Origin of the sequence: Novosphingobium naphthalenivorans NBRC 102051 (genome assembly GCF_001590985.1) — a bacterium.
GTDB classification, from domain to species: Bacteria; Pseudomonadota; Alphaproteobacteria; order Sphingomonadales; family Sphingomonadaceae; genus Novosphingobium; species Novosphingobium naphthalenivorans.
In genome coordinates this window covers 1-653 of the sequence record NZ_BCTX01000222.1, presented here as the reverse complement: position 1 = coordinate 653, position 653 = coordinate 1, and the positions used below count along the sequence as shown (strand labels likewise).

Here is a 653-nt window from a genome sequence, read left to right as displayed (position 1 = left end):
CCGGCCTCGGCGCCCTGGGCCGGCGCGCCGGCGGTTTCGCCTTCGCCGGGCAGCGGCGGCAGCGCGTCATCGGCCTTGCGCGCCATCTCCGAGGCGAGGTCGCGCCGCCGCGTCGGACGCGACCAGACCACGTTGTAGCTGCCGTCCTCCTGGCGGAACGCGGAAATGTAAAGCGGCGCCGCCAGGCTCGGATCCTCGATCTTCCCGTTGAGGAACGCCTCGCCCGTGCCGTTCGAGAACAGCTCGAACAGCGCCCCAACCTGCACCCACGCCCGCGATGCCGACAGCGCCAGCACCTCGAACTTCGGCGCCTTCGGATTGGCCGAGTGCACCTCGCGCAGCGCAATCGTCATCGCAATCGTCAGCGTCTCGATCTTGCCGACGAAAATACCGCCTTCATTCTGCTTGATCGAACCAATGTTCATGGAAAGTCTCCTGGATGATGGTCTCGAACACTGTGTCCGGGACACCGTCCTTCCTCCCCCTCCTCTCCTCGGCCGTTCGGCCGAGCCAGCGCGCAAGCGCCATAGCCGAGGCCCGCGTCCGCGGCCTCGGGACGATCCGGTCGATCCATGGATCGATCCGAACAGCCCCCGCCTGGTCCCGGCCTGATCAACCCCACCCCCGACGCCAATCGTCGGGCAGCAGATCAG

General features: G+C 67.5%; 1 protein-coding gene. It reads right to left on the bottom strand.

Annotated features, from left to right (window positions below; all coding sequences use genetic code 11):
• On the bottom strand, positions 1-425 hold a 425-nt coding region (locus tag NN5_RS24830; protein ID WP_067739403.1), incomplete at its 3' end, for a DUF736 domain-containing protein.
• Positions 426-653: the final 228 nt, after the last annotated feature.